Origin of the sequence: Enterococcus florum (assembly GCF_004309355.1) — a bacterium.
GTDB classification, from domain to species: domain Bacteria; phylum Bacillota; class Bacilli; order Lactobacillales; family Enterococcaceae; genus Enterococcus_A; species Enterococcus_A florum.
The window spans coordinates 1-25,847 of record NZ_BJCC01000026.1; the positions used below are offsets into that span (position 1 = coordinate 1).

Genomic DNA, 25,847 nt, shown 5'->3' on the forward strand with positions numbered 1-25,847 from the left:
TGAAATTGGATGAGTGTCGGCTTTTCTATAAAAGCGAATTATGAAATTGGCTCAGCTTTAGAGTTTCGATCAAATTGGTTCGATAAGGATACGGGTAGAATAATTTGGTCATATCCGAATGGATCGGTTCCGTCGAATTTCGATGACAAAAAACACGATGATCTAAAATCGACTCGATACCTTGGCCCAACTTTCCAGAGATTTCCTCCGTTTTTCCATAGATGCTTTGGTATTCAGATAAAGCAGTCATAGCCTTAACTAATCCATCGTAACAAGGAGTTCTTCCAATGCAACCACCAAATCGTTCAAATAACGCTGTTCCCTTCCAATGACAAGGTTCGTCACGTGAAGTGATTTGGTACCTTAAAATCCAATCGATACCATGCTTAGCCCATTTCTCCTCACCAAAACGTATCATAATGAGTGTGATCATTGCATGATGACATGCCAATACTCCGTCGATTGTTCCAGTCAATGAAAATCCCTCTTCTTGTTTGGTGAAATGCACTAAATCGGACAGCATTTTCTTTGTCGGTTCAAGATGATACGTAAAAGGGATCTCCGATAATTCTATCAAAAGATACTCCAGCTTTCGCAGTCCAGTAAAGGTATCTGTCCGGTAAGTCTCTGATAAAAGAGTCTGAACGATCGTTGAAGTTTCAAGCAGATGTTTCGCATCCAAAAACGAAGATGCCAGCCCTTCACGATAACGTTTCTTTAGAACCAGTGCTGTATCCATGTACTCCCCCTCCTTCTTTTAATGAGCTTTACAACAGTCAGTCGCCTGTGTTCTTCTCATAAAAAGGGGCGCATAACCCAATTTAGGTCAGCGCCCTGCATATTGTTTTATTTGGTTAGACGTTCAACGTCACGTGTGATCATTAATTCTTCGTCTGTCGGAATAACGTAAACTTTCACTTTTGAAGCATCCGTCGAAATGACAGCTTCTTTCCCGTGGATCTTTTGATTGACAGCGTCATCGATCTCGATTCCGAACCAAGTCATTTTTTCAAGGACCATCCGTCGAACAATGTCCCCATTTTCTCCTACTCCAGCAGTGAAAACGATCGCATCCACTCCATTCATAACAGAGATGTATTGCGCGATGTATTTGCGAATGCGATCTGCATAGATCTCTAATGCTAAGATTGCATCTTCGTTGCCTTCCGCTGCAGCATCTTCAATATCACGCATATCGCTTGAAATGCCAGTTAATCCTAAAACTCCAGATTTTTTATTCAAAATATCGATCATGTCTTTGATACTGGTGATTCCTTCCTTTTCCATCAAAAATGGAAGTAAAGAGGGGTCAATATCTCCTGAACGTGTCCCCATCGTCACACCAGCTAATGGAGTGAACCCCATGGACGTATCAACAGACTTTCCACCTTCAACTGCAGTGACGGATCCCCCATTGCCAATATGAGCTGTAATGATCTTCGTCTCTTCGATTGGTTTTTCAAGGAGTTCTGCAGCTCGTTGCGATACATAACGATGACTAGTACCATGGGCTCCGTATTTACGTGCAGAATATTTTTCATAATATTCTTTTGGAATGCTGTACATGTAATTTACCTTCGGCATCGTCGTATGGAAAGAGGTGTCAAAAACAGCGACACTCACGATATCCGGCAAAATTTGCTTAAACGCTTTGATTCCCATCGCATTTGCAGGGTTGTGCAGCGGAGCAAACTCACTCAATTCTTCAATTTTAGCTAAAACATCATCAGTGATCACGATAGAATCTTTAAAGTATTCTCCTCCTGCAACAACCCGATGGCCAACACCAGTGATTTCGTCGAAAGAGCCGATAATTTTTAATTCGATTAACTGATCCAATAACATTTGGACAGCGATCTGATGGTCTTTGATATCCAGGATCTGTTCAAATTTTTCACCTTCACCATGTTTGATCGTAAAGATTGAATCATTCAAGCCGATTCTTTCAACGATCCCTTTCGCGATGACTGTTTCTTCAGGCATTTGATACAGCTGCCATTTTAAACTTGAGCTACCAGCATTGATTGCAATTGTTTTTGACATTTTTACTCTCCTTTGGATGTGTTTGATTATAAATTAGAAGACTTCCAGTCTTCGAATTTTTTAAAGAATTCAGTAACTTTCGTTGGTTCTTTTAACGTCGCCAGTTTTACCAGTAGTACTTTTTCTGCCTGCTGCGCAGTTTCCCCAGTATTTTGCAAAATCAGAATGCTTTTCCGAGAATGCTCTGATTTAAACAATTCATCCGGCAATTGGATCACACCCTGCAAATAAACATCTTGACCCAGCCATCTTCGCAACAATGGTCCTTGATCCGTTTCCAAAAAGTTGCTGGGAACCAAAAAGATACCAAACCCGCTTTTTTTCACGTATTTCATGGCTTGTTCCATCAATAAATGATGGGCATAACTATGATTGGTTTCTGAATGAGTCTTAAATCGTTTGGCTTTCTCATCATTTGGATAATAGCCGACCGGCAAATCCCCCATCGCAATATCGACAGGATCGACTAACAGATCCTGCAAACTGTCTTGATGAAATAGTTCTAGTGGTTGATCCATCAAAGCACCGTTTGATGCTGCGATCGCCAACAACGTATCATCGATATCAACGCCGGATCCTTGTACTTGATAGTTGGCAGCCTGCAGATTGAGTACTACCGTCATCAAAAGATTGCCCATCCCAACTGCTATATCCAACACACGAATCGGCTTTTGCTTTTCGGCACGCAGCTGTTCGATCAAAAACACAAATAAAAAACCTAAACTGTCTGGCGTCAGTTGATGATTTGGCTGTATTGATTCGTTCTTGGAACCTTTTAACAAAAGTAATTGAGTCAGTTTGCGCCATTCTTCCTTTTCCAAGGCCAACGCTGCTATCTCCTGGTAGAGGGATTCCAATTTTTTGGCAACTTCCTTTGTTGGTTGCCCATCGATCACGCGAACCCGTTGTCCATCTACAAAATTTTCAGCAGTTTCGATATAGGCGTCAAAAAAAGGAGTATCTAATGCTTGTTGCAAGTGTTGAATCGCTTCTTCCATCATTGAAAAAGCTTTTTCGATTTTTTCTGAATCCATATTGCACCTCGCCTATCAGTATAACACCTATAATACCTGTTCTATTTTAGCGAACTAAACGAAAAATATCAATCGCTTTCTTTTTTTAATCATGGATTTTTTTCTTTTATAGGATCTTATGTATGCCAACATTTTCACAAAGTCAGCGAGTTATTTCTACTTTAAACGAATCAGCTTCTTAATATGTGCTAATTTCCGTACAAAAAATGGAGCTTCAAGTTCAATATAGCGCTTATGATCTGTCATCTCTTTGCTATATACTCACTCGAAACCCATTTTATCCAATGTTTATTCACCTTGATTTTCAGTGAATGTGTACCGTTGTCTATCAATCGTTACGTTTATCACAATCGTTGAATCGTTTTTCTTATATTCTACTATCCCTAAATTGAACTGCCATTCACCTGTCGTCTCTACTGGTACACCCTCGGCCAAAAATAATTCCTTGGCGATTTTTGCCTGATACAGCTGTTCCGTCCTTCGTGCAAAATCAGCCGCTTGCTGATAGGTGAATAAAAGATTTAACAGAAGAAACGAGAAAATAAATACGAGCAGCAAAACAGACAACAGAACCCCGCCATGATTATTCGATGATCCAGTTTCCAATTTTTGTTGTTCCGTCATAAAAAGTCAGCCAAAACTCGACACTCCCTAATTTTTCTTTGCAATTAAACGATTTAACTTTGGTAAATAATGGTTGATACCCTGAATTATAATTCTTTTTTACCGTTGAATTTGATCGTTCAATCTTGATTTCTTCCTTCTTTTCGTTTTCCAACACGATTCGATGTGGTTCTATTTTTATCAAAGTCAGTCCTTCAAGTTCATTTTCCAACTGAATGCATCCGACCTCCCATTCCCGATCATGATAACGGCTAACAAGAAGCTCTGTCCGATGAACATGCTTAATCAGTCCATTCAGTACCAATAAAATGCCACTCAGCATCAATAGTGCAACTAAGCATTCTAGCAAGGTGAATCCGCTACTTTTTCTCAATTAGAAGGCCCCTGTCATTTTTGGCATAGACGGCATCTGATAAAGAAATCTCAACCCGTTTTGCCGGATCGATCTGATGATGGAGTCGGAATCTTCGCGTCTCGATGTACAGCACTCGTGCTTGTTCGATCCTAGAAAGCTGCGCTCTTGTTTGTCTTTGCAGCAAAATACTTGTCTTCGCATAACCGAAAACAATACTTGTCAAAAGCACGAGACAGATTAAACTCTCCAATAAAATATACCCTTCATTTCTTTTCAAATCGTCCACTTCCTAACTGAAATTGATAAAGTACAGTCGTCTGTCCCTCCTTGAACCGAATATTGGGGATTCCGGTTCCTGGTTGAGTGCTGGAGACATTGCCCGTTTTTGCTTTGAAACGGATTGAATGTTCCCCAGTCAAAACGACGGGTTTAGGCAGCTTCATCTCTCTCCACGGCAAAACCTCACGATTGGTGAAAAAGACGATCACTTGTTTATCCGGGTAAAGATCGATCCTCGTCGATGTCTGATTGGCAATCGCCAATTGTTGAAGATGCAGGATCGATTTATCCAACTGGTAATAGAAAAAACGTTTTTCCAATGTTTGCTGCCAGCTTGACATTGCCAAGGTGGGCAGCAGAATAAAGGTAGAAACAACAAGCAATACCAGCAAGGCTTCAATCAAAGTGAACCCTCGACTACGGTTTTTGCGCTGCTTCATAGCGATCTTTTTGATCTTTGGTAATATACTTCTCCGTAACTAATACATCTAGATCCGGACGTTCTCCGTGATCAAGTTCATAAACCTCCATCTGGGTCTCAACGACTTTGACGATCGATGCCTCTGCCTTCTTGTCTGCCGATTGCTTTTGTGTCATGATATTCGGCACAAAAAGCAGCAGTAAAATGCTGATGACAAAGAGCACGACCATCATTTCCAAAAGTGTAAATCCTTGTAATTTCTTTTTCTTCACCATATTTCCTCCATTCCGCTTGATAACGGCAACAGCATTGCAATATAAATGCTGATAATCAACAGTGCGACGAACAAAAAAATAACTGGCTGCAACCAAGAACACAGCCACTCCAATCGAGCAAAGAACCGCTGCCACATCAACTGGCTGTATACCAGCAGTTCTTTGCCTAAGTTGCCTTGAACTTCTCCTCGCAAAACGATCTGGCTAAACTCCTCAGTCAAGAATGGATACATTTTCAGTTGATCCGCGAGTTCTCTTCCTTGGACTAGTTTTTGCTGTAAGGAAGCTGCCAATTCTTTCATTAGAGAATTCTTTTCTGTGGCCAGCAAACAAGCAATGATCTGTTGCAACTCCAGCCCTTGATCAAATAATTTTCCCCATTCCAAAGCAAAATAAGCAGAGTAGTATTCTTTCAGCAAACGGCCAACGAGTGGAACTCTACTGAGAAAAATGTACCGATCCAAATAGTTTTGACGTTTTCCTGTTTGCTTCCAAAGCAGCACAAGTCCACTAAAAAAGAACGTGCTAAAAAGGATGATGATCGGAACATGCTGAATCATCCAGACTGACAGATTCTGCGAGTCGATCATACCGCTTGCAAGCAGCTGCGGCAGTAGAAAGTACCGCATGCCCAACAAGATCAATCCAAGAAATAACACCAACAACGCTGGATAAGACACTGCCTTTACAAAGTTTTCCCGCTGCTTTTGCATCAGGACCATTTGCTGTGAGATTCCTTGAAACGTCAGTGCTAAGTTCCCGTGGGCCTCTCCTAGCTCGATCTGCAGCAACTGATCTTCGGAAAAACCAAAAGCTTCAAAGCACTCTACGATCGGTCTTCCCTCTTGCAGCTTCTGCTCTGCCAGAACGATCAAGTCTGCGTTTAAAAAGTCAGCAGCCTGAAAAAAATCGAAGGCTTGGTTAAGACTGAAGCCATTTTCAATCAGATTTCCAAGCAATTGACATAAATTGACACGTTGTTTGTTGGAAATCTGCCTTTTAGTCTTTTTGATCATCCAATGCTTTCATCCCTTCCTCCCAAGTAAAGCTGCAGTTTTCCTCAAAAAAGCGATAACTCATCAACAATCCCGCTTTCTTTTCGATTGTCAGCATTTCTTGATAAATAATTCCTCTTAAGCAATCCTCCAATAAGCTTTTTTCACCTCCTAACTCGAGAATACGCGACTGCGCATTCTCCAAACTTGAGGCGTGAAGAGTTGCGAAAACACAGTGTCCCGTCAATGCCGCACGGATCGCTCCTTGCATAGTGATTTTGTCACGTATCTCACCGATAATCAGCACATCTGGATGATGTCGCAAAGACAGTTTAATCAACTCATCGTAGGTCTGACTGATTTTTTCATTGATCTGCAACTGCAAAAAATTCGGCTCCTCGATCTCAACAGGATCCTCAATCGTAATAACCTGACCTGTACATTCTTTAGCCAGTTTATACATCAACGTCGTTTTTCCTGAGCCAACGGGACCACAAAATAGGTACAAGCCTTTGTTTCGACAATAACGCCGAACAACCTCAAGCTGATTAGGCAGCCAGAAAACCTCTTGACTCGATCCAAAGATATGCAAAAAACGAATCACTAAACTTTCACGCTGTTGATAGTCACCAACCGTCGAAAGACGCAACCGTTGAATTTCCTTGGCCAAAGGATAAGAAATTGCACCTAACTGAGCTTTTCGTTTTTCACTGACGTCCATTTGACCTAAATACTTGAAACGACTAATCAGCTGACTCCCCACACTTTCAGAAACACAGGAGCGTCCGTAAAAGAACGGTCCGCTGCGAAAACTGAACTCGTAGTGGGTCTTTTTAGGCAGCAAGTAAAAATCCTGCATACTATGTGAAACGCCGAATTGAATCAGCTCTGTTGAGAGCGTTTTGATCCCCATTCTTATCACCTCAATAAAAAATACGCAAAAAAAAATAAGCGCGAAAAAAATTCGGCTTATTTTTTGGTTTTGTCAGAGAATCGAGCCTCCACGCGATAGATTGGCTGTCCCTTTTTTGAAAACTTTTCCTCATATTCAGTCATGATATTTCCTTCATATCCGCTGTGATGCAGGTCAAGCCAGACTTGTTCTAGAATCATGCCATACTTTGAGAAGCTGCTCAACGAGTATTCAAACAATCCCTGATTGTCTGTTTTAAAATGAATTTCTCCAGAAGGTCGCAAAATCGTTTCATCGACTTCCAGAAAGGAATGGGAAGTCAATCGTCGTTTTTCATGTCTTTTTTTAGGCCATGGATCAGAAAAGTTCAAATAAATTTGATCGATTTCACTATCGGAAAAATAGTTGGTCAACTCGGACCCATCCACATGCAGCAGTTGAAGATTTGCCAATGGACACTCGATCAATTTGTCTAATGCGATCGATACTACGCTTATTTGCATCTCGACACCAATATAATTGATCTCAGGATGTGCAGCTGCCATTCCTGTAATAAATTGGCCTTTTCCCATTCCGATCTCAATATGGATCGGATGGTCATTGCCAAACCGTTGATGCCATCGTCCTTTCCAAGCCTCCGGATCCTGCACGACATATTCAGGATGTGCAGCTACTAATTCTTCAGCTCCTGGACGCTTTCTTACGCGCATCAAAATTCCTCCTTTAATCCTTCTTTTACTTTTAAAAAAGCTGAACGAATCGTTCAGCTTCCTGCAAATACTCTTTTCAATTGTAATATCATCTGATTCATCCGCTGCAATTCTTTTCGTTGGTAAAAACGTGAGATTTCCAACAACAGACTCATTAATGCATACCAATAAACACGTTCCATGTTCGTATCTGTCGGCCGCATACCATAGCGGACCAACCATTTGCTCCAGCTTGAGAGCGGTACGTAGCTGGCTAAAATTGTGCCGATATCCAATGCAGGATCGGCAAACATCACAGAATCCCAATCGACTAGATAAAGATAGTTGCGACACACCAGCCAATTACGATGATTGACGTCGCCATGCACGACTGTATAATTTTTCTTTGGAAAACTAGGAATATTTTTTTTTAAATACGTATGAACTAGCTGAATGAATGTATTTTTTTGCAGAGCAGCAGGCAGCTTTGCCTCAAAATCAGCTAGCATCTGCTGTGGAGAAACCTGACGTCCTCCAACTTTTTTCAGCATCCCTTTCAACGAATCGGAATGGTGCAAGTGATACAAAACATCGATGACATCATTCCTTTGCATGATTTCATCGGGTTCAAGAATCCGACCATCCAGCCATTCTTGAGCTGTAAGGGTATCGCCATTTCCAGTTCGCTTGATCCAAACCAGCTTTGGGGCAATGCCTTCCCTTGATAGAGCAGCTAATAGAGGAGAGGTGTTCCTTTTGATAAAGACACGATCCTCATCACGGTAACCGATATAGGTTTTTCCAGTATCGCCCTTGATCGGACGCAAATGCCATTCGCTGTCTATTTGAAAATCCATTCCAAGGGCCTCCTCAAGTTTTTCACAGTATCTATTATTCTAGCTACGGAAACAGACTTAGTCAAGGGCATGTATGTTCTTATTGGTTTTTTTTGATTACATTTTCGTTACAGTTTCTTCTACATCCTGAATATAGGCATTTAGCAGTGATTTTGTCACCTCGCCGGGAGTTCCATTGCCGATTTTTTGTCCGTCGATCTCGACGATCGGCATTACTTCAGCAACTGAACTCGTCTTGAAGCATTCGTCTGCGGTCATTAAAAAGTCAACTGCAAACGGTTCTTCTGCGATGGCCAGCCCCAGCTGGTCAGCCAGCTCTCGGACCTTGATTTTCGCAATGCCTGGCAAGATTAATTCACCATCTGGATGAGTATAAAGTGTACGATCTTTCACCATCCAAAAATTAGAGGCAGAAGTTTCTGTAACAATCCCGTCACGAACTAACACAGCATCATCGTACCCTTTTTCTTGGGCTTCATTCAGAGCCATGATATTTCCTAACAAACTGATGGACTTGATATCACAATGCAGCCAGCGTTTGTCTGCCACCGTTCCGCAACGAACGCCGTTTTCTTGCTGCTTGGTTGGTCGATCCACCTTTTGAATATCTCCGGTCAGTACAGGCTGAACGATGTTTGGATCTGGATAATTGTGCAGACGCGGTTTCGCAACACCGCGGGTGATTTGAAAGTACAACCGTCCATTTTTTATACCGACTTCTTCGGCAAAACGGTGCAAGCGTTGGCTAAATTCTGCTCGTTCAAAGGGCAGTTGCAAACGAACCTTCTCCGCACAACGCCACAAGCGATCCAGGTGTTCGTTCTCCATATAAAACACCCCGTCGTAGATACGAATCACTTCATAGAGTCCATCGCCAAACTGATATCCTCGATCTTCCGTATCGATTTTCACTTCTGATTCTTCTACGATTTGATCATTCCAAAGTATTTTCATCCTTTATCCCTCCATTTTTTTATACGATTTGGTAAATAGAACCCAATAAACAGGGCAACTTCAACAAGCAAGATAACCAATAGAAACAAACTTTGAGTAACAGGCAGTTGAGTCAAAGAAACAAGTGTAAACACACATGCTGCAGCCAACAGCAAAGCAATCAGCAGTTTTTGCAATGATTGCTGTTTTGTTTTTTTACTGACCGGATACAATTGGACAAAGCTGATATAATCAAATTGTCCATACAATGGGATCAATTGAAAACCAATCAAATAGATTAACAAGACTGAAATCCCAATGGCAAACCGAACATCCTGCAAGGTTGCGATCAAGATCCCTCCGATTGCGAGCAATCGCAGATACAAGCCACTATATTCGGTTCCCCGCAACGCTCGTCTGACAAACAAATACAAATAGGTATTTTCTTGTTTGAAGGAAATTTGTTTCAGCAGCTGATCTAAATATTTTCGACGCTTCACCTTTGATTCGATTTCAGGTACATCGGTGAATAGATTAATAAACTGATAGATTCGATACAAGCGGCTGCGTTCTCTTCGAACCATTTTTTCCCAATCCAACAGTCCCTTTTTATTTGCTGAGAGACGATGGAACAAGGCCACTAAAGCCAACGCAATTCCGGCTCCTACTATTGGAAAAAGATACAAACTGAACGCGATCACCAATAAACTTGCAATATACCAGAGACTTTTCAGCTGTATCGCCCGCTTTTCTGTCTGCTGATAGCAAGAAAAACGCAGGATCAAAAGCTGACTATATTTTAATCCCCATAGCATAACCACAAACCAAATCATACTGCTGAAAGAGTATTCCGAGACCACTACGATCAGCGGCATCGCTGCTCCAATTACTAGAATCAACAGAACAAAAGGAAAGAGCAGTGAATAATTTAAGGCCTTTTTCAAATAGCCCTTCATTTGACCTTCCTTCGGTAAAATAAACGCCGTATCCGCAGGTTCTAACAAAGTTACCAGCGTACCCGCCGGTAAAACCAGCCACCATAAAAGTAGAACGATCGGCAGTCCCCAGCGAAAATTCTCAGGCAGGGTCTGCAATACATTTGAATAATAAAATCCCAGCCCTCCGACAAGGAACAAGCACACCAAGACAAAATGGTCGTTCAAAACGTAGCGCATGTATTTCATCATACGTTTTTGATGCTTTCGCAGCCGCAAATCAAAGAAATCAGACATTTGCCTCAGACTCCTTTGTCAACGCAATATAGATCTCATCCAGCGAAGAGCCTGGCAGGTGAAACTCTTTTTGGAGCTCTTCCAATCTTCCTTGTGCTCGCACCTCTCCATTGTGCAAAACCACGAACCGGTCACAATATTTTTCGGCAGTTGCCAAGATGTGGGTAGACATCAAAATGGCGGCCCCTTGATTTTTCATCTCAACCATCAGCTCTAATAGCGCATTGATAGCCAGCGGGTCCAATCCAAGAAAAGGTTCATCGATAATATATAAGCTGGGCTGTACCAAAAATGCACATAAAACCATGACCTTCTGCTTCATTCCTTTTGAAAAATTAACTGGAAACCAGTCCATGCGATTGGTTAAGCGAAACGTTTTTAACAAAGCCTCCGCACGTTGAAAAGCTACATCTTTCGGAATATCATAGGCCATCGCCGTGACCTCGATATGCTCCCGCAGCGTTAGTTCTTCATACAAAGAAGGGGTCTCTGGAATATAGCCGATTTTTTTTCGATAACTTTCCGTATCGCTTTCTAATGTTGCCTGATCAATTTCTATTTTTCCTTTGACTGGTGTCAACAAACCAATAATATTCTTGATGGTTGTAGATTTGCCGGCTCCATTCAATCCAATCAGTCCTACGATCTCTCCATTGTTGACATCAAAACTAATATCTTTTAAAACAGGCAGGTGTCCATAACCGCCTGTTACATGTTGGATGGATAAACTCATATCGTCTACTCCTTACTCTTTTTTACCTTGTATTTTTACAGATCCTCTCATACTTGTCCTATATTATAGCAGATGTTCGAGTGAGATTTTTAAAAACTGGTTTCATTTTTACGCACAGCCGTGAAAAGTTATGGTAAAGTGAAACTAAGCAAAAGATGAAAGGATGAGTGCGATGGAAAATTGTATTTTTTGCAAAATTATCAATCAAGAGATTCCCAGCTACAAAGTTTACGAGGACGATAAAATCTATGCCTTTTTAGATATTTCTCAAGTTACAAAAGGCCACACATTAGTCGTTCCTAAGCAACATGTAGCAGACATTTTTGAGTATGATGACGACTTAGCATCAGAGGTTTTTGCTCGCATCCCTAAGATCGCTCGGGCGATCGAAAAAGCCTTTCCGGAAATGCAAGGCTTGAATATCATGAATAACAACAAAGAATTGGCCTATCAATCGGTATTTCATTCACATATTCATTTAATCCCGCGTTATTCAAAGGAAGATGATTTTTCCATCCATTTTGGAGACCACACGAATAAATACTCACAAGAAGAACTACAAGGCTTCGCAGATGCTATCAAGGAGCAGGTGAACTAAATGGGCTTTTTTAAAGGACTATTGTTTGGTGCCGGAGTCGGTGCTGCCGCTGGTCTGCTTTTCGCTCCCCGAAAAGGCGAAGACACACGAGAACTGATTGTCAATGATGTTCGAGACATCGTTGAATTAACTGACGACTTAAACGACAGCTTGGGTGATTTTCGTGATTCATTGGCCGATTTGAAGACGACCTTTGATACTGTTGTTCCAGTTTTCAAATCTGGGATCGAAAATGACATTGAAGACTTTCGTTTTCAAGCAGAGCCTCGAATTCAGCAAATTCAGGAACAACTGGAAGTCATCCAACAAAATCTTCCAGAAGACAAACAAACAGACTAGGTAGAAACAAGCGTATGGACTTCTAAGGTTCATACGCTTTCATTGTGTCCATATTGTGAATTTTTGTCGAAACTATCTTTAAAAGTCTTCCTTTTACATTTTTAGGTGTGGTATAGTGATTGAGGAGCATTAATACGCAAATTTTTGATTAATAGGAGTGTAACTTAGGATGAAAAAGAAAATTGTTTTAGCAACTGCCGGTTTACTAAGCGTGATCGTGTTAGGCGCTTGCTCAAGTGGTTCAAATGACGAGATCGCAACGATGAAAGGCGGAAAGCTGACCGTTGAAGATTTCTACAATGAAGCAAAGAAAGAACAAACCAACCAAAGCTTGGTTCGTAATATGATCATTTATGATGTATTTGAAAATGCCTACGGTGATAAAGTAACCGATAAACAGGTCGATTCAGAATACAAGAAACAAGAAAAGCAACTAGGCGACAGCTTTGAAAGCCAGCTACAAGCAGCAGGCTATACCAAGAAATCGTACAAGGATTATTTGAAGCAATCCCTGGCCTTCCAAGAAGGATTGAAATCGCATGTGAAGCTGACAGACGATGATTTGAAATCAGCTTGGGATTCTTTCCACCCAGAGGTGACAGCTCGTGTTATTCTGGCCAGCAGCGAAGAAGAAGCCAAAGATTTGAAGAAACAATTAGATGAAGGCGGAGATTTCGCCAAACTAGCAAAAGAAAAATCACAAGATTCAACAACAAAAGAAGACGGCGGCAAAATCAAATTTGACTCGCAATCCACTGAAGTACCTGCAGAAGTCAAAGAAGCTGCTTTTAAACTGAAAAATGATCAAACTTCTGATGTCATTTCCGCTATGGACTCTTCTTCTTACCAAACCAACTACTATTTGGTAAAAATGGAAAAGAATACGCCTAAAGGCAACGACATGAAGAAATTTGACAAAGAAGTGAAACAGATCGCTCAGGATATGAAATTGGCAGATCAAACCTTCACTTCAAAAGTCATCGGTGAAGAACTGAAAAAAGCCAACGTGAAAATCAAGGATGATAGTTTCGAAAATATCTTAGCTGATTTCTTGAACACGACAGAAGAATCCACGAATCAATCTTCTGACAAAGAATCCGAAGCATCAACCGAAAAATCAACAGAAGCCTCGACAGAGCAATCGACAGAAGCGTCGCAAGCAAGTACAGAAGAATCTGAATAATCTTTTGAGGGGAACTCCGATTGGAGTTCCCCTTTTATTTTATTCATGCTAAAATAAAGTATAGTGTACTTTTATAAGAAAGAGGTGGATCTATTTGAACTCATTCCCTTCGAAGGAAGCTGAAAAAGACTATTTTGAGCATGAAGCTTCGGAAGCTGAATTTTTAGCTTGGTATAAAGAACAAGATCATCCGCAATATGATAAACCCTCTGTGACTGTGGACATCGTGCTGATGGGGTATAACAAAGAAGAGGATCAATTAAAAATCCTCCTGATCCAGCGTCGCAGCAATCCTTATCGCGATTCTTGGGCACTCCCCGGCGGATTCGTTGAACGAAATGAGTCCACCAACGATAGTGTTCGCCGTGAAACCAAAGAAGAGACCGGATTGACGATCGGTCGAAAAAATGTCGAACAGCTGCATACCTTCAGCTCACCCGAACGGGACCCCCGTGGATGGGTGATTACCGTCAGCTATATTGCTTTTATCGGACAAGTCCCGCCTACTGCAGGCGATGATACACAAGATGCACGCTGGTTTAATCTCGAAAGACAGGGAGAAACCATTTTATTGACCAGTGATGATATCTCGATTGAGATCGAATTGGAAACAGGACGATCGATTGGCAGAGACACCTTGGCTTTTGACCATAATGAAATCATTCGCAAAGCCTTCAACCGTGTGGTCAACAAAATGGATCACGAACCATTGATCCTGCAGGTCTTAGGTGAAGAGTTTACCATTACAGAAGCTCGAAAAGTGTTTGCCAAATTCTTAGGAGTCGATTTTAAAACAGTCGATCATTCGAATTTCAAAAAGGCCATGCTGCAATATTTCGATGAGATCGGTGAACGGCCTGTCGGAATCGGACGGCCTTCAAAAATATATCGGTTAAAAGACGAAATCGGTGAAAAGAAATAGCTTGATTCTCTGAGGATGGGAAACACCTCAGAGAATCAAGCTTTTTAATTTCTTACAAACAGATCTAACTGATGCAGTGCCCTCGTGCAGCTGGTATACAATCGCTCGCTGAACTGGTTCAGCTGGCTGACGTGAATGTCTGGCAAGATCACTTGGTCAAACTCCAGTCCCTTGGCAAACTGAATCGTAGTTAAAATAAGAGGCTCTGCTGTAACGGTTGTCATTTCATCTACGATTGAAAACGGCTCTTCCTGCAGCAGTACAGCCAACTGTTCTAGTTCTTGTTTTGTCTGACAAATAATCCCGCAAGAGTTAAAAGAACTATTTCGAAACCCCTTAATGCATTCCTTTAAGCAGTTTTTTTGTTCGTTTACCGATGTTCCTGTACTCACTCTTACGGCCTTGCCATGACGTTCGACAGCTTCTAGTTCCTGCCCTTCAACAAACTGCTTGGCAAATTCTATGATCTCCACGGTTGAGCGGTAGCTTTTGTTAAACTCGATCAATTTGTGATGGGGTAAAATCTGCTTCAGCTCCACTAGAAAGTTTTTTTCTGAAGTAAAAATAGCCTGATGATAGTCTCCGCAAATGGTTTTATCGCACGGAAAAAGTCGATGCAACACATAAAATTGCAGCACGGAATAGTCCTGCATTTCATCGATCACGAAATGTTGGATCGTTTTGTTTGGTGTAATGCCTTCCAGCTGCAGCTTGAACATCAAATAAGGGAACAGATCACTGTTTTCCAAATAATTGTTTCGACTGGCTCCACGGTATTGCGCTGGAAGCTCCTGCAGAAAGTCCAAATAGCTGGTTAAACTATCCTTGATCTTCAACCGTTTTTTTAATTGCTCCAGGCCTGCTTTTTTTGATCCCGTTTTGGTTTGTTCCGCATGTTCTGCCAATTGCTTGAATAGTGGGATCGTTTCATTGTCAGATTCGTTTGAAATCTCCGCCTGCGTCAAGACCGTTTGTCTTAATTGATGCAGATACTCTTTGATTCGCTGGAAATAGACTGCGGATGATTTATAGGCAATTTTTTGACTTTCCTCGCTGTCTGGGTGTTCGATCAGTTCACTTAACTCCGCTTGCCGATCACTGACTTTGATTTTTTCGTCTATGAACCCGCTGCCTATTGCTGTAATGTCGGTCTGCTGCAATTCTTCTTCTCCTAACTCCGGCAAAACGGAGGAGATATAGCTGCTGAACAGACGGCTTGGAGAAAGGATCAACATATTTTCTGCCGATAGTGTTTCTCGTTTTTGATACAGCAGATACGCCATTCGATGAAGTGCGATCGAGGTTTTCCCTGACCCGGCAACACCTTGAATGATCAGATTTTTGGTTTTTGTCTCTCGAATAACCTGATTCTGCTCTTTTTGGATCGTTTGAATAATGTTCTTCATTTCATTTGTGGTCGTTTTGCTAAGCTCTTGCAGTAAAAACTGATCGTTGACGGTCTCCTCGGTATCTACGAGCAGTTGAATGCTTCCATTTTTGATCTCAAACTGTTTTTTTTCAAAAATGTTGCCAGTAAATGTTCTGCCGAAAGATTCGTAGGCGGCCTCACCTAACCCATACTCATAATAAAGTGAAGACACTGAGGCGCGCCAATCATAAACCACCTGCTCACCGCTTTCGTCTGCAAAGCCGTATCGACCAATATAAAATGGAACGGCCTCTGAATCACCTTCGTAAAAAAAGCCGATTTTTGCAAAATAAGGAGTGTTTTTTTGATAGTGCAGCTTTGTGAGGATTCCTGATTCCAAAAGACTGCGTTTATCGATCAACTTCATCGTTTGATGGAAATTGTACACCTCATACTTATCCAACTCTGCTTTGTAATCGACGGTATGCTTTTGAAGCGCCCGGTGCTGCAGTTCATTGGTATCGATCGACGATTCCAATTGAAAGATCCTTTGCTCGATTTTTTTGAGCAGATCTGTTAAAAAGCCTTTTTCATCGTTCACACGATCATCCCCTTCGTTTTTCAAATCAGACAATCAGTATAGCCGATGAACCCTAGGCTGGTGGTTTAGTGGAGGGTTATCGTTTTGCAAAAACAGTATATAAAAAGAGCCTCAGGGATCCGAGACTTTAGGTCGAATGATTCATTTGTTTGCTAAGAATCAGCAGTTGGTTTTCCAGTATTTCTACTTGCTGATCAAACCGCTCCAGTTGTTCCTTTACCAGCAGATACCCCTGTTCCTTTTCGACTCCTGTTTTGACAGGTACGTATAGTTTGGGCAGTCTGGATTGACGAACTCGCTTGACCAGTTTGGGAATTTTTTAGTTCTCGACAGCTACCTGTGTGGCCACTGAAATTTTTCCTTTTCGGCGACTCTTTGCTTGTTCAAAGTCTCTATCCCTTTAAATGGTGTCTCTCCGACGATGCAGCCAGTCTCCGTTTTTTTGATCGCTCCGCATTCTTTCAGCCATCCGTAAATGGTATTCTGGGTCAGTCCATATTCTCAGCGTATTTCCTGTAATCGCATAGTCATCCCCCCTCCATTTCTTAAAAGATACGCAGAAGGATTATGATTCAGCTAAATTATTCAGAATATCTTGATAACGTTTGGTTCCTAATTTACTGACCTTGCCCTTTTGGCAAAACTCCAGATCTTTTAAACGAACGAGTCGTTGTACGACCAACTGATCCTCATCTGTTCGCTCTCGCAATGCCTGAAACGCTTCCTTGAACCGCGGATCTTTCCGCGCATGTTCATAAAAAGATAAGACATAAACGAAATAAAATAAGTTATATCCTCGAAATGGGTATTCCACTTGCATGAATAATGTCCCGATTCCATAATGACAAGGACCGATCGGAGCTTTCGTCTCCCAATGGCCAAGCAAAAAATCGATCGCCGAGTTGAACCGCGAATCCTCCGCATAGCCGGCATGTCGGAACAATTCCAACGCATTCAATGTCGGCAGCGGATTGGAATGCTCTGTTTCTGGACCCTTTCCAAAATAAAACTTTTTACACCACCATCCGCCATCAGCATAACGAGTTTCCAGCAGATGGTGCAGGGTCTTTTGCATCCGTTCATCCTCAAGAAAGCCTAATCGAATCAACAAGGTGGCTGCCGGAATCGTTTGGCAAGGAAAAACAGGCCCTTTCGGATAAAGTTTAAAATTTCCCGGCTCTTTCCAAGATTCCCACAGCAGCTCAGCCACTTTTTGCAAAACAGGTTCTTGTGGATGCATTCCCAATTCCAGTAAATAATTAGCGGATTCCAAACAGGAATAAGGTGCTCCTTTTCCTAAGCGACGATCCTCTGTAGTCCAATAATCCCATCCCTGATCTTGACGATGACTTAAAATCACTGCTATGTCCTTTTGATTGCTCATCTTTTTCTCCTTGAGTTTCTTTTTCTAAATTGTATCAAAAATTCATCGCTTCACGCAGTATTTTTTGAGATTTGTCCTTGAGAATAAAGAAGAGCTGAAAACCACGAGTGTTGGTGACAAATTAAAGGAACACCAAGAAAAAATCAATATTCTCAGGAAACGATTGTGATACGGACAAAGACTCTCCGCTTTCCTTTTTTGGGGACTTGATGTTCGCGAAAGGATCCTTTTTATTACTGCTGGTATAGTGGGATTGTATAGCTTGTATCACTGGGTAACCGTAGAGAAAGAAGAAGTGATCGAGGACTCTGGTTTTTCTAGGCTGCTTTTGTTCTTTCCGTTTCTCTAAAAATCCCCTTGCTGTTTTGGCAAGGGGATCAGACTAGCTGCTTTTTTTCATTTGTTTGCTGCGCAATTGACCACAAGCTGCATCGATATCAGTCCCATGTTCTTTGCGGATTACGCAGTTGATGCCATTTTTTTTCAATACATCATAAAAACGCAAAACATCCTCTTTAGGGCTGCGAGAATACTGGTCATGCTCGCTGACCGGATTGTAAGGAATCAAATTGACATAGGTCAATTTTTTCTTATTCTTTAACAGCTCCGCTAGCTGCTTGGCATGTTCTGGACGATCATTGATCCCAGAGAGCATGATGTACTCAAAAGTGATCCTGCGGTTGGTATTGTCCAAATAGTAATCGACAGCCTCCATCAATTTTTCGATCGGAAAGCTGCGATTGATTCGCATGATCGATGATCGGACCTCATTGTTAGGTGCATGCAAAGAGATCGCCAGATTCACCTGCAGGCCATTTTCAGCGAACTGTTTGATTTTGGGAACCAATCCGCTGGTGGAGACCGTAATATGTCTTGCCCCGATCGCCAAGCCTTTGGCATCATTGATCACATTAATAAAATCCATGACATTGGCGTAATTATCAAACGGTTCTCCAATGCCCATGACTACAACATGAGAGACTCGTTCCTCTTCTACACGCTGATCGAAATAGTGTTGTACCAGCATGATTTGAGCAACGATCTCCCCTGCGGTCAAATCCCGCTGCTTTTTCAAAAGTCCTGAAGCACAGAATGTACACCCAATGTTACAGCCGACTTGAGTAGTTACACAAACCGATGAGCCATATTCTTGCCGCATCAGTACGGTTTCAATCATATTTTTATCTGGAAGCTCGAACAAGTATTTCACTGTTCCATCACTGGCCTCCTGTACGATCATTTGTTTTAACGGGTTGATACAAAAATGTTCTTCCAATAGAGCAATTGTTGCCTTCGACAAATTGCTCATTTGTTGAAATCCGGTCACTCTTTTTTGGTACAGCCATTCCCAGATTTGATTGGCACGGAATTTTTTTTCGCCATGTTCCAGCAGCCAGTCTATTAACACTTCTTTTCTTAATCCATAGATTGATGGTTTCACGTTGATACTCTCCTAACAAATTTCAAAGCCATTCACTTGCTGTCTTCTCAAAGTGTGGCAAATGTTCGCTTCATACTATAACCGATTCAAAATCCGAAAGCAATTGACTTTGCGAAAAAACAACAAAAAGCTGTCATCTCTGACAGCTTCTTGCTACTCTAACCCATCAATATTCGCCGAAATCCCTTGTGCTAAAAAACGTTGCCTGATCTGCTCCACTGCTAGTGAAGTTAACGGAACAGCTTCCTGCATCGTATATTCCCAGCCAAGATAGTCATACTTGCTGCTGCCATATTGATGGAACGGCAGCAAATGGACCATTTTTATTTCTTTTTCTTGCAAATATTCGATCAATGCTTGCAGGTTCTCCTCTGAGGTCGTATAGCCCGGAATCAAAGGAACCCGCGGAATCACATCAAGATGATCCTGTGCCAGAAGAAACGCAAAATTTTCTTTGACTAGCGAAACACTCAATCCAAGTACTTGTTTACTGCTCTTAGGATCCATGATTTTCAAATCAAACAGGACCTGGTTTAAAAAAGGAGTGATCTTTTGCAGCTCTTCGACCGGAAAACAGCCCGTCGTCTCGATTGCAGTGTGAACACCCAGCTCATGAAACTCTTTTAATAGATCGGCAGCGAAATCGGCCTGCATTAAAACCTCACCACCAGAAAGAGTAACCCCGCCACCAGAAGTACGGAAGAAAATTTCATCCTTCATTACCTCGTCTACCAGCTCTCCCGTGGATCGCCAGCATCCAATAGTCTCTTTTTTTCCATGCTTCCTCCATGTAGATGGAGCAACGCTTTTTCGCGATTCTGGATTTGAACACCAGGGACAACGCAGCGGACAGCCCTTTAAGAAGATGATCGTGCGAATGCCGCCGCCATCGTGAACTGAATAACGTTGAATATTAAAAACCAAGCCTTTTTTCATACGGTTGCCTCACTTCTACAGCACATGCTCGACACGAGCGATGATATCATCCTGGATCTGTCTGTTGAGATCTACGAAAAAGGCACTGTATCCAGCGACCCGCACCAACAAGCCGGAATATTTTTCAGGATGTTTTTGCGCATCCAGCAGAGTTTCCTTAGACTGTACATTGAATTGAACATGCTGAATCTTCAATTTCGTAAAAGCCATGAGAAAATCAGCGAATTTATTCAAGCCCTGCTGCCCCTTCAATGTGTTGGGTTGAAATTTTAGATTCAACAAACTGCCGTTTACCGTCAAATAATTGTCCAATTTGCTGACTGATTTTAGAACTGCTGTTGGTCCTAAATGATCTCTGCCAACCATCGGCGACAATCCCCCATCTGCCAGCTGTTCCTTGGCTTTGCGTCCATCTGGGGTGGCTCCCACTGCCTCCCCCAACGGGATATGGGCAGATACTGTATACGCACCCGCGATAAATTGTCCACCGCGAACATTGGTGTATTTTTCCAATTCCTTGGCATAATGTCTAAACAACAAAGCTGCGATATGATCGATCTCATCGTCATCGTTACCGAACTTTTCAAAGTCCTGAATAACGTGGCGCTGAAGCTCCTGATAATCTCCCTCGAAATCGGCTTCCATGGCATCGACCAGTTCCGCGAAGGAAAGCTCTTGATTCTCAAACACCATCTTTTTGATGACATACATGGAATCGCTCAAGTTGGCTTCCCCAATGCCTTGAACACCAGAAAAATTATACCGAGCTCCACCTTCTGTCACATCTTTGCCATTTTTGATACAATCGTCAATCAATACAGAGAGAAAAGGGGTTGGTGCATAGTGGCGATGTCCCAGGTCCACGATGTTTGAACCCTCGACCACGAGTGCCACATAATAGTCGATCTTGTGTTTGATCTCCTGCATCAGTTTTTCGTAAGTGACATTTTCGTTATCTCTCAATCGATACATGCTGATTTCCATGATCCGAAGCAGATTAAACAATGCAATGTCATGAAGTCCATAGGTCTTTCCAGGAATCGAGGTTTCAACACATCCGACGGTCGCGTATTCTCTAGCATCGTCCAATGACACACCTTTACTTAAAAAGGCAGGAATACAAACTTCGTCATTGAATAACTGAGGGATTCCTGTACCCAGACGGATCGTCTCACAGGTCTTCAGTAAAAAGCGCCGCGGGATTAGTTCATTCATTCGTACGGAAAGATTTGGCTGAGGCAAAAGAATCTCATGATAAAGGCTCAGCATGACATACGACAACTCATTCACCGCGGAATGCCCCAATTCATTCAACCCGCCCAAAACAACTGTATAACCTGTTGGAAAACCGGCAAAGCATTTCGCACTGCTCTCACTTCGCAGCAAAACCACATCATTTGTCTTCACATAAAAATCACCCAACACCTCAGATAGAAAATCTTGACTGACCCCATCTGCTAACGAACGTTGATAAAAAGGGAACAAATAATTGTCCATCCGCCCTAAAGACAAGGAGGAAGCATTTGACTCATATTGTCCGACGATGCTGGTCATCCAAAGAAGCTGCAGCGCTTCGTAAAAAGAGTCTGGTTTTTCGCTGCTGAGTTTTCGACACATGGCCGCAATGTTTTGCAATTCCTTTTGGCGCGCTGAACGCTTCTCCTGTACCGCCATGGCTTCTGCCAATTCGGCATAGCGCAAAAAATGATTCTGCATGCCGGAAAAAATGAGATATCCAGCTTGGAAGAAGTGGTTTTCTGGTTGTTCCTGAATATTTTGCTCTAAAAGACGGAGATACGCCCCGAGGCCTCTTTGAAGAATCGATGGAAAGTCCATAATGATATGGCCTTGTCCCTTATCGGTTTGATTCAGCTTGAAGACTTCGTCCTTTAGGGCTGTTTGGACTTCTTCAGTCAACTGCTGGTTGATAAAATCTTTCATTGAGCGTCCTTCCCAATAGGGATAAAGGGTGTCGCGATAAATCTTTTTATCTGCTTCGGTGAAAACAAACTGATCCTGCGGTCTAGTTGCAATCGTATCGATTTCTTGCAAAATCCAATAAGGATCCATCTCTGGGGAAACGATCCCTGAACGAGGACGAACTGTGCGATTTCCCACAAGCAGCTCTTCTTCGCGGATACTGATCTCTACGTGGTCTAAAATGTGAGCCACTGCTTTTGCCCGCCGAATGATCGTAGGTTCGCCCTCTGTCTTTTGGTAACTTTCGGTGTACAACAACGCGCGTTCTAAAGATATCTGGCGCTTTTCTTTGAACAAGTTGTCTTTCATTTTTTGAATCCGCGAACGATTGGACGGCTGTTCTTGTTTAAGTTTTTTTTTCTGAAGATTGGTTGTAGTCATAATGTGCACTCCTTTGTTAATTCCCTTTAAGTATAAAAAGTCACAAGAAATAAATCCATGAATTTTATTGATTTGTGAACTAAAATATGGATTTCCATCATTTTTCCCAAGTTTATTCTTGTTTTTTTTGGAATCAAATGCTATCTTAGCAGAAAAAGGAGGCGTGTATGGTGAAGGCTGCCGAGATTGCACAACGGCGAAAAGAAATCACTGAATGGCTTTACCAGCAAGAAGTCGTCAAAGTTTGGGAGCTGGTAAACCACTTTCACGTATCAGATGAGACGATCCGTAAAGATTTAGCCTATTTGGAGCAGGAGGGGATTCTGCGCAAAGAACATGGCAAAGCGGTTTTGATCAAGGAGAAGGAACTTGCCCCGGTCTCACTGCGGATCGTTCATTCCGCGGAAAAAGAGCGGATCACCACGAAAGCCCTCGAGCTGATTGACAAAAAGGAGTTAGTCATTGGACTAGATCAAGGCAGTACGATCGCATTATTGGCAAAAAAAATCGGCGTTCTGGACTCTCGTCAGTTGTTTACAGGTTCCTTGGCGGCTATTTTTCATCTAGCCGCCAGTCATCACTCGATCCATTGCTTTGGTGGTCAATACTCAGCTGGAGATATGGCGTTTCGCAATGATACAGGTAGAGAAATGTACCCTGACGTTCAATTTGATCTTTGCTTTTTCGGCTCCAGCGGTGTAAAGAATCGGAAAGGCTTTTGCACCTCTTCTCTGATCGATGCTGAAGCAAAACGGCTCATGTTGCGCAAATCCACCAAAAAAATCGTTTTGCTGGACAACAGTAAATTCGAAATTACATCCTTAGTTCAGGTAGCTCCTTGGTCAGAAGTAGACATCGTGATCGCCAATAAAGGAATCTCCCGCGATTATGAACGCATGATCAGTGCCTATGCGCAACTGATTTTAGTATGAAAAAGCCTAGCCTCGTATTGATACTGACTTCGAATACGACAGTATCATACTAAGGCTAAGCTTATTTTTGATTTTGAATAAATCGATAAGGGATTTTGATGCGCTGGATTTCATCTGCCAACAAGATCTCAAAAGCCCTTTTTCCACAAAGCGGCAATTGATGGTCGATCGTCGGAAAGCCCATCACTCGGCTGATAAACAAGTTTTCCTGTCCGACTATTAAAGGCGGCTGTTGCTCCTTATAACCTTCGATCAATCCTGCAGCTACTTCATCACCATTGCTGAAGATCCCATCCACTTTATGCCCTTGGAAGAAAGCAGCGGCTTTTAAGCCATCTTCACCGTCCTGACAACCGATCTTCACGAATCGAGGATCAAAATCTGGAAACAGCGCTTCACAGAAATCCAAGGCTATCTTTGAATTATTGCTCTTAGTTCCTGATCGCCCCAGCGTGACCCCAATCCTTTTCACCCCTTGGTCTTTCATGTAATGCAGTGCTTCTGCAAATGAGCCCTTGCGGTCGACAAACACGGTACTCAATCCTTCGATCGTGACATCCTCGCAGAGTACGATTTTTCCGTACGGCAGATATTCTTGGATGACTTCCACTGAATTAGCCTTTGAAGCAATGATGACACCATCGAAGCTCTTCGCGGCCAACTCATCCAAGTAACTTCTCTCAGCCGCCGGGTCATAATTCGTTGGCAATAACGTTACTTTGTATTGTTCAGGGAAGGCAGCCTGAGTAACGCCTTTGACTATCCGTTCATAGTAAGGATGATTGACAAAAGGAACGATCACGCCAATATTTTTGGTTTTGCCATAGCTGAGGTTTTGTGCAGTATGGTTTGGAACATAATTCAGTTCCTTCATTACGGCCAATATCTCTTGACGCTTAGTTTCATCCACATAGGGATGTTGATTGATGACCCGAGAAACCATGGATACCGAATACCCCGTTCTTTTTGCTATATCTCGAATATTTGCCATCTTTTTCCTCCTTGGTCATGCTGTCAAAAACGCCCCATATAAGTAGCTGACAATGCCGTTGCCTTCGTCAAAAAAAGTAAAATGTTCTTCTCCACAGAAAAATTTGATTTGACGTTGTTTATCCCCTTGCTCTACCGAAAGGTCATGAATGTTGGAAAAATCCAATTCCTTTTCCTTCACCTTGTACAATCCTTGATGACGAGCAAGGATGACCTTCTGGCGTTGTACGGTCAACTCTGCATAATAATAATCTGTTCCCATATTATCATAGACTTCCACGTATGCCTGCATTTTCACCAACCTCCTTATCTGTTCTTACTCCCTCAAGTATAGCGGATGAAACGCGTCTCATGGCAAGCAAAAATATGGAACAACTTGCTTTTTCATCAAAAATTTCTTTGATTTGTCTTTGATGAAAAACTGTATATACTGAGTATAAGATTACAAATAAAGACAAGCATTAAGGAGGAAATCAAATGATTTTAGTAACAGCCGCCGCCGGAAATGTCGGCCGTCAAATCGTTCACTACTTAGTTGAAAGAGGCTTAAGTGTGCGGGCCTTTGACATTAGTCCAGCTGTAGCCAAGTTGGAAGCTGCAGAAACCATGATAGGCGATGCACGTTCCATTGAGGACGTACGAAAAGCATTGAACGGATGTACGCAGGTTTTGTATATTCCACCGATGTTCGTGTATGACGAGGCAAAAATCGCACAAAAGTTTATTGACGAAGCAGCGAATCTTGGCATTGAGCAATTTGTCATAACGACTGTCACCCACCCCAACATGGATACTCTGCCGCAGCATACGCAAAAACTACATGCCGAGACGCATTTAGTTTATAAAGGGTTGTCTGCAGGATTGAACTATACCATCTTGCAGCCGATGCATTACATGCACAATTTTTCAGTACCAATGGTTTGGGAGACGAATGCGTATCAATGCTTTTATACAAAAACCACCAAGCTTAGCTATGTCGATGTGAGGGATGTTGCAGAAGTTGCGGCGACGGTCTTAACAGAATCCGGACATGAAAATGCTACCTATGAATTGGTCGGCACTGACTTTCTTTCCCCGATGGACATGGTAGAAACCTTTAATCAAATCACCGGACGGTCAGCCACCTGCCAACAAATTCCCGTCGATCAGATCATCAATTATTTTGAGACTGCTAAATACGACAGCTATTTTGTTGAAACCTTCAAAGCGTTAGCTAAAACGTATGGAGATTACGGGATCGCCGGCAATTCGAATGTATTGTCTTGGCTGCTCGGTCGAAAACCGACAAGTTTTACTCAGTACATTCAACGTGAAATCGAGGTTCATCAGCTCGACTAAAAAAAGCAGTGACCGGTTTGTAGTGACCCCAAAAAGTTAGACTTTTTTTGGAGTGGAGAAATCCACTCCT

At 42.2% G+C, this 25,847-nt stretch carries 28 protein-coding genes; 6 read left to right on the forward strand and 22 right to left on the reverse strand.

Going from position 1 to position 25,847, the window contains the following annotated elements; all coding sequences use genetic code 11:
• Positions 1-25: 25 nt before the first annotated feature.
• The 15 genes from NRIC_RS14575 to NRIC_RS14645 all read right to left on the reverse strand — a co-directional run bounded on the left by NRIC_RS14575 (position 26) and on the right by NRIC_RS14645 (position 11,383).
• The gene (locus tag NRIC_RS14575) at positions 26-739 is read right to left on the reverse strand and encodes a hypothetical protein (protein WP_146623442.1); all 714 of its coding nucleotides are present in this window, start codon (positions 737-739) and stop codon (positions 26-28) included.
• A gap of 107 nt (positions 740-846) precedes the next feature.
• Positions 847-2,043 (reverse strand): acetate kinase, encoded by a 1,197-nt coding sequence (locus NRIC_RS14580; protein ID WP_146623443.1) that lies wholly within the window; start codon positions 2,041-2,043, stop codon positions 847-849.
• Between the two features lie 26 nt (positions 2,044-2,069).
• Positions 2,070-3,077, reverse strand: a complete 1,008-nt coding sequence (locus tag NRIC_RS14585) for a class I SAM-dependent methyltransferase (protein ID WP_146623444.1) — start codon at positions 3,075-3,077, stop codon at positions 2,070-2,072.
• A gap of 288 nt (positions 3,078-3,365) precedes the next feature.
• Entirely contained in the window at positions 3,366-3,701 is a 336-nt protein-coding gene (gene comGG, locus NRIC_RS14590; protein WP_175580117.1) for a competence type IV pilus minor pilin ComGG, read from the reverse strand.
• On the reverse strand, positions 3,661-4,074 hold the full coding sequence (gene comGF / locus NRIC_RS14595) for a competence type IV pilus minor pilin ComGF (RefSeq protein WP_146623445.1): 414 nt from the start codon (positions 4,072-4,074) through the stop codon (positions 3,661-3,663). Before comGF ends, comGG begins: the two co-directional genes overlap by 41 nt.
• Positions 4,061-4,333 (reverse strand): hypothetical protein, encoded by a 273-nt coding sequence (locus tag NRIC_RS14600; RefSeq protein WP_146623446.1) that lies wholly within the window; start codon positions 4,331-4,333, stop codon positions 4,061-4,063. Before NRIC_RS14600 ends, comGF begins: the two co-directional genes overlap by 14 nt.
• Complete coding sequence (gene comGD / locus NRIC_RS14605; RefSeq protein ID WP_146623447.1) at positions 4,320-4,775, reverse strand: competence type IV pilus minor pilin ComGD; 456 nt, start codon at positions 4,773-4,775, stop codon at positions 4,320-4,322. The genes NRIC_RS14600 and comGD overlap by 14 nt, the downstream gene beginning before the upstream one ends.
• Entirely contained in the window at positions 4,753-5,031 is a 279-nt protein-coding gene (comGC, locus tag NRIC_RS14610; RefSeq protein ID WP_146623448.1) for a competence type IV pilus major pilin ComGC, read from the reverse strand. The genes comGD and comGC overlap by 23 nt, the downstream gene beginning before the upstream one ends.
• Entirely contained in the window at positions 5,025-6,047 is a 1,023-nt protein-coding gene (comGB, locus tag NRIC_RS14615; RefSeq protein WP_146623449.1) for a competence type IV pilus assembly protein ComGB, read from the reverse strand. Before comGB ends, comGC begins: the two co-directional genes overlap by 7 nt.
• A complete protein-coding gene (gene comGA / locus NRIC_RS14620; RefSeq protein WP_146623450.1) occupies positions 6,031-6,939 on the reverse strand; it encodes a competence type IV pilus ATPase ComGA in 909 nt (302 codons plus the stop codon). The genes comGB and comGA overlap by 17 nt, the downstream gene beginning before the upstream one ends.
• 56 nt (positions 6,940-6,995) lie before the next feature.
• On the reverse strand, positions 6,996-7,649 hold the full coding sequence (gene trmB / locus NRIC_RS14625) for a tRNA (guanosine(46)-N7)-methyltransferase TrmB (RefSeq protein WP_146623451.1): 654 nt from the start codon (positions 7,647-7,649) through the stop codon (positions 6,996-6,998).
• 53 nt (positions 7,650-7,702) lie between these two features.
• On the reverse strand, positions 7,703-8,485 hold the full coding sequence (locus tag NRIC_RS14630) for a phosphotransferase family protein (RefSeq protein WP_146623452.1): 783 nt from the start codon (positions 8,483-8,485) through the stop codon (positions 7,703-7,705).
• Between the two features lie 96 nt (positions 8,486-8,581).
• On the reverse strand, positions 8,582-9,439 hold the full coding sequence (dat, locus tag NRIC_RS14635; protein ID WP_146623453.1) for a D-amino-acid transaminase: 858 nt from the start codon (positions 9,437-9,439) through the stop codon (positions 8,582-8,584).
• Positions 9,436-10,650: an ABC transporter permease gene (locus NRIC_RS14640; RefSeq protein ID WP_146623454.1), complete on the reverse strand. Its 1,215-nt coding sequence runs from the start codon at positions 10,648-10,650 to the stop codon at positions 9,436-9,438. Before NRIC_RS14640 ends, dat begins: the two co-directional genes overlap by 4 nt.
• Entirely contained in the window at positions 10,643-11,383 is a 741-nt protein-coding gene (locus NRIC_RS14645) for an ABC transporter ATP-binding protein (RefSeq protein ID WP_146623455.1), read from the reverse strand. The genes NRIC_RS14640 and NRIC_RS14645 overlap by 8 nt, the downstream gene beginning before the upstream one ends.
• 163 nt (positions 11,384-11,546) lie before the next feature.
• Here NRIC_RS14645 and NRIC_RS14650 point away from each other — a divergent pair, with 163 nt between their 5' ends.
• The 4 genes from NRIC_RS14650 (at position 11,547) to NRIC_RS14665 (ending at position 14,425) form a co-directional block, all read left to right on the forward strand.
• Positions 11,547-11,981, forward strand: coding sequence for an HIT family protein (locus tag NRIC_RS14650; RefSeq protein ID WP_307720546.1), 435 nt, complete (start codon positions 11,547-11,549; stop codon positions 11,979-11,981).
• Positions 11,982-12,320 (forward strand): YtxH domain-containing protein, encoded by a 339-nt coding sequence (locus NRIC_RS14655; RefSeq protein ID WP_146623457.1) that lies wholly within the window; start codon positions 11,982-11,984, stop codon positions 12,318-12,320.
• A 169-nt stretch (positions 12,321-12,489) separates the two neighbouring features.
• Positions 12,490-13,503 (forward strand): peptidylprolyl isomerase, encoded by a 1,014-nt coding sequence (locus NRIC_RS14660; RefSeq protein WP_146623458.1) that lies wholly within the window; start codon positions 12,490-12,492, stop codon positions 13,501-13,503.
• A gap of 94 nt (positions 13,504-13,597) precedes the next feature.
• Entirely contained in the window at positions 13,598-14,425 is an 828-nt protein-coding gene (locus NRIC_RS14665) for an NUDIX hydrolase (RefSeq protein ID WP_146623459.1), read from the forward strand.
• Between the two features lie 44 nt (positions 14,426-14,469).
• Here the strand turns inward: NRIC_RS14665 and NRIC_RS14670 are convergent, their stop codons facing one another.
• From NRIC_RS14670 to NRIC_RS14690, 5 genes are all read right to left on the reverse strand, one after another.
• Entirely contained in the window at positions 14,470-16,395 is a 1,926-nt protein-coding gene (locus NRIC_RS14670) for a HelD family protein (RefSeq protein WP_146623460.1), read from the reverse strand.
• A gap of 565 nt (positions 16,396-16,960) precedes the next feature.
• On the reverse strand, positions 16,961-17,779 hold the full coding sequence (locus NRIC_RS14675) for a prenyltransferase (RefSeq protein WP_146623461.1): 819 nt from the start codon (positions 17,777-17,779) through the stop codon (positions 16,961-16,963).
• A 382-nt stretch (positions 17,780-18,161) separates the two neighbouring features.
• Complete coding sequence (gene rlmN, locus NRIC_RS14680; RefSeq protein ID WP_146623462.1) at positions 18,162-19,220, reverse strand: dual-specificity RNA methyltransferase RlmN; 1,059 nt, start codon at positions 19,218-19,220, stop codon at positions 18,162-18,164.
• 153 nt (positions 19,221-19,373) lie between these two features.
• Positions 19,374-20,156 (reverse strand): glycyl-radical enzyme activating protein, encoded by a 783-nt coding sequence (locus tag NRIC_RS14685; protein ID WP_146623463.1) that lies wholly within the window; start codon positions 20,154-20,156, stop codon positions 19,374-19,376.
• Between the two features lie 15 nt (positions 20,157-20,171).
• Positions 20,172-22,517, reverse strand: a complete 2,346-nt coding sequence (locus NRIC_RS14690; protein ID WP_146623464.1) for a formate C-acetyltransferase — start codon at positions 22,515-22,517, stop codon at positions 20,172-20,174.
• Between the two features lie 167 nt (positions 22,518-22,684).
• Here NRIC_RS14690 and NRIC_RS14695 point away from each other — a divergent pair, with 167 nt between their 5' ends.
• A complete protein-coding gene (locus NRIC_RS14695; protein WP_227873817.1) occupies positions 22,685-23,449 on the forward strand; it encodes a DeoR/GlpR family DNA-binding transcription regulator in 765 nt (254 codons plus the stop codon).
• A gap of 61 nt (positions 23,450-23,510) precedes the next feature.
• Here NRIC_RS14695 and NRIC_RS14700 read toward each other — a convergent pair whose 3' ends face one another.
• Positions 23,511-24,440 (reverse strand): LacI family DNA-binding transcriptional regulator, encoded by a 930-nt coding sequence (locus NRIC_RS14700; protein WP_146623465.1) that lies wholly within the window; start codon positions 24,438-24,440, stop codon positions 23,511-23,513.
• A gap of 15 nt (positions 24,441-24,455) precedes the next feature.
• Positions 24,456-24,731 (reverse strand): hypothetical protein, encoded by a 276-nt coding sequence (locus NRIC_RS14705; RefSeq protein ID WP_146623466.1) that lies wholly within the window; start codon positions 24,729-24,731, stop codon positions 24,456-24,458.
• A 185-nt stretch (positions 24,732-24,916) separates the two neighbouring features.
• On the opposite strand from NRIC_RS14705, the gene NRIC_RS14710 reads away from it, so the two are divergent.
• Positions 24,917-25,777 carry an SDR family oxidoreductase gene (locus NRIC_RS14710; RefSeq protein ID WP_146623467.1) on the forward strand — a complete coding sequence of 287 codons (861 nt, stop codon included), beginning with the start codon at positions 24,917-24,919 and terminating at the stop codon, positions 25,775-25,777.
• The last annotated feature ends 70 nt before the right edge of the window (positions 25,778-25,847 follow it).

Excerpts from the sequence above, each read along its gene's own strand:
- NRIC_RS14575 (WP_146623442.1), bottom strand. The coding sequence starts at position 739 with ATGGATACAGCACTGGTTCTAAAGAAACGTTATCGTGAAGGGCTGGCA.
- NRIC_RS14580 (WP_146623443.1), bottom strand. The coding sequence starts at position 2,043 with ATGTCAAAAACAATTGCAATCAATGCTGGTAGCTCAAGTTTAAAATGG.
- NRIC_RS14585 (WP_146623444.1), bottom strand. The coding sequence starts at position 3,077 with ATGGATTCAGAAAAAATCGAAAAAGCTTTTTCAATGATGGAAGAAGCG.
- comGG (WP_175580117.1), bottom strand. The coding sequence starts at position 3,701 with ATGACGGAACAACAAAAATTGGAAACTGGATCATCGAATAATCATGGC.
- comGD (WP_146623447.1), bottom strand. The coding sequence starts at position 4,775 with ATGAAGCAGCGCAAAAACCGTAGTCGAGGGTTCACTTTGATTGAAGCC.
- comGC (WP_146623448.1), bottom strand. The coding sequence starts at position 5,031 with ATGGTGAAGAAAAAGAAATTACAAGGATTTACACTTTTGGAAATGATG.
- comGB (WP_146623449.1), bottom strand. The coding sequence starts at position 6,047 with ATGATCAAAAAGACTAAAAGGCAGATTTCCAACAAACAACGTGTCAAT.
- comGA (WP_146623450.1), bottom strand. The coding sequence starts at position 6,939 with ATGGGGATCAAAACGCTCTCAACAGAGCTGATTCAATTCGGCGTTTCA.
- trmB (WP_146623451.1), bottom strand. The coding sequence starts at position 7,649 with ATGCGCGTAAGAAAGCGTCCAGGAGCTGAAGAATTAGTAGCTGCACAT.
- NRIC_RS14630 (WP_146623452.1), bottom strand. The coding sequence starts at position 8,485 with ATGGATTTTCAAATAGACAGCGAATGGCATTTGCGTCCGATCAAGGGC.
- dat (WP_146623453.1), bottom strand. The coding sequence starts at position 9,439 with ATGAAAATACTTTGGAATGATCAAATCGTAGAAGAATCAGAAGTGAAA.
- NRIC_RS14640 (WP_146623454.1), bottom strand. The coding sequence starts at position 10,650 with ATGTCTGATTTCTTTGATTTGCGGCTGCGAAAGCATCAAAAACGTATG.
- NRIC_RS14645 (WP_146623455.1), bottom strand. The coding sequence starts at position 11,383 with ATGAGTTTATCCATCCAACATGTAACAGGCGGTTATGGACACCTGCCT.
- NRIC_RS14650 (WP_307720546.1), top strand. The coding sequence starts at position 11,547 with ATGAGTGCGATGGAAAATTGTATTTTTTGCAAAATTATCAATCAAGAG.
- NRIC_RS14655 (WP_146623457.1), top strand. The coding sequence starts at position 11,982 with ATGGGCTTTTTTAAAGGACTATTGTTTGGTGCCGGAGTCGGTGCTGCC.
- NRIC_RS14660 (WP_146623458.1), top strand. The coding sequence starts at position 12,490 with ATGAAAAAGAAAATTGTTTTAGCAACTGCCGGTTTACTAAGCGTGATC.
- NRIC_RS14675 (WP_146623461.1), bottom strand. The coding sequence starts at position 17,779 with ATGAGCAATCAAAAGGACATAGCAGTGATTTTAAGTCATCGTCAAGAT.
- NRIC_RS14685 (WP_146623463.1), bottom strand. The coding sequence starts at position 20,156 with ATGAAAAAAGGCTTGGTTTTTAATATTCAACGTTATTCAGTTCACGAT.
- NRIC_RS14690 (WP_146623464.1), bottom strand. The coding sequence starts at position 22,517 with ATGACTACAACCAATCTTCAGAAAAAAAAACTTAAACAAGAACAGCCG.
- NRIC_RS14695 (WP_227873817.1), top strand. The coding sequence starts at position 22,685 with ATGGTGAAGGCTGCCGAGATTGCACAACGGCGAAAAGAAATCACTGAA.
- NRIC_RS14700 (WP_146623465.1), bottom strand. The coding sequence starts at position 24,440 with ATGGCAAATATTCGAGATATAGCAAAAAGAACGGGGTATTCGGTATCC.
- NRIC_RS14705 (WP_146623466.1), bottom strand. The coding sequence starts at position 24,731 with ATGCAGGCATACGTGGAAGTCTATGATAATATGGGAACAGATTATTAT.
- NRIC_RS14710 (WP_146623467.1), top strand. The coding sequence starts at position 24,917 with ATGATTTTAGTAACAGCCGCCGCCGGAAATGTCGGCCGTCAAATCGTT.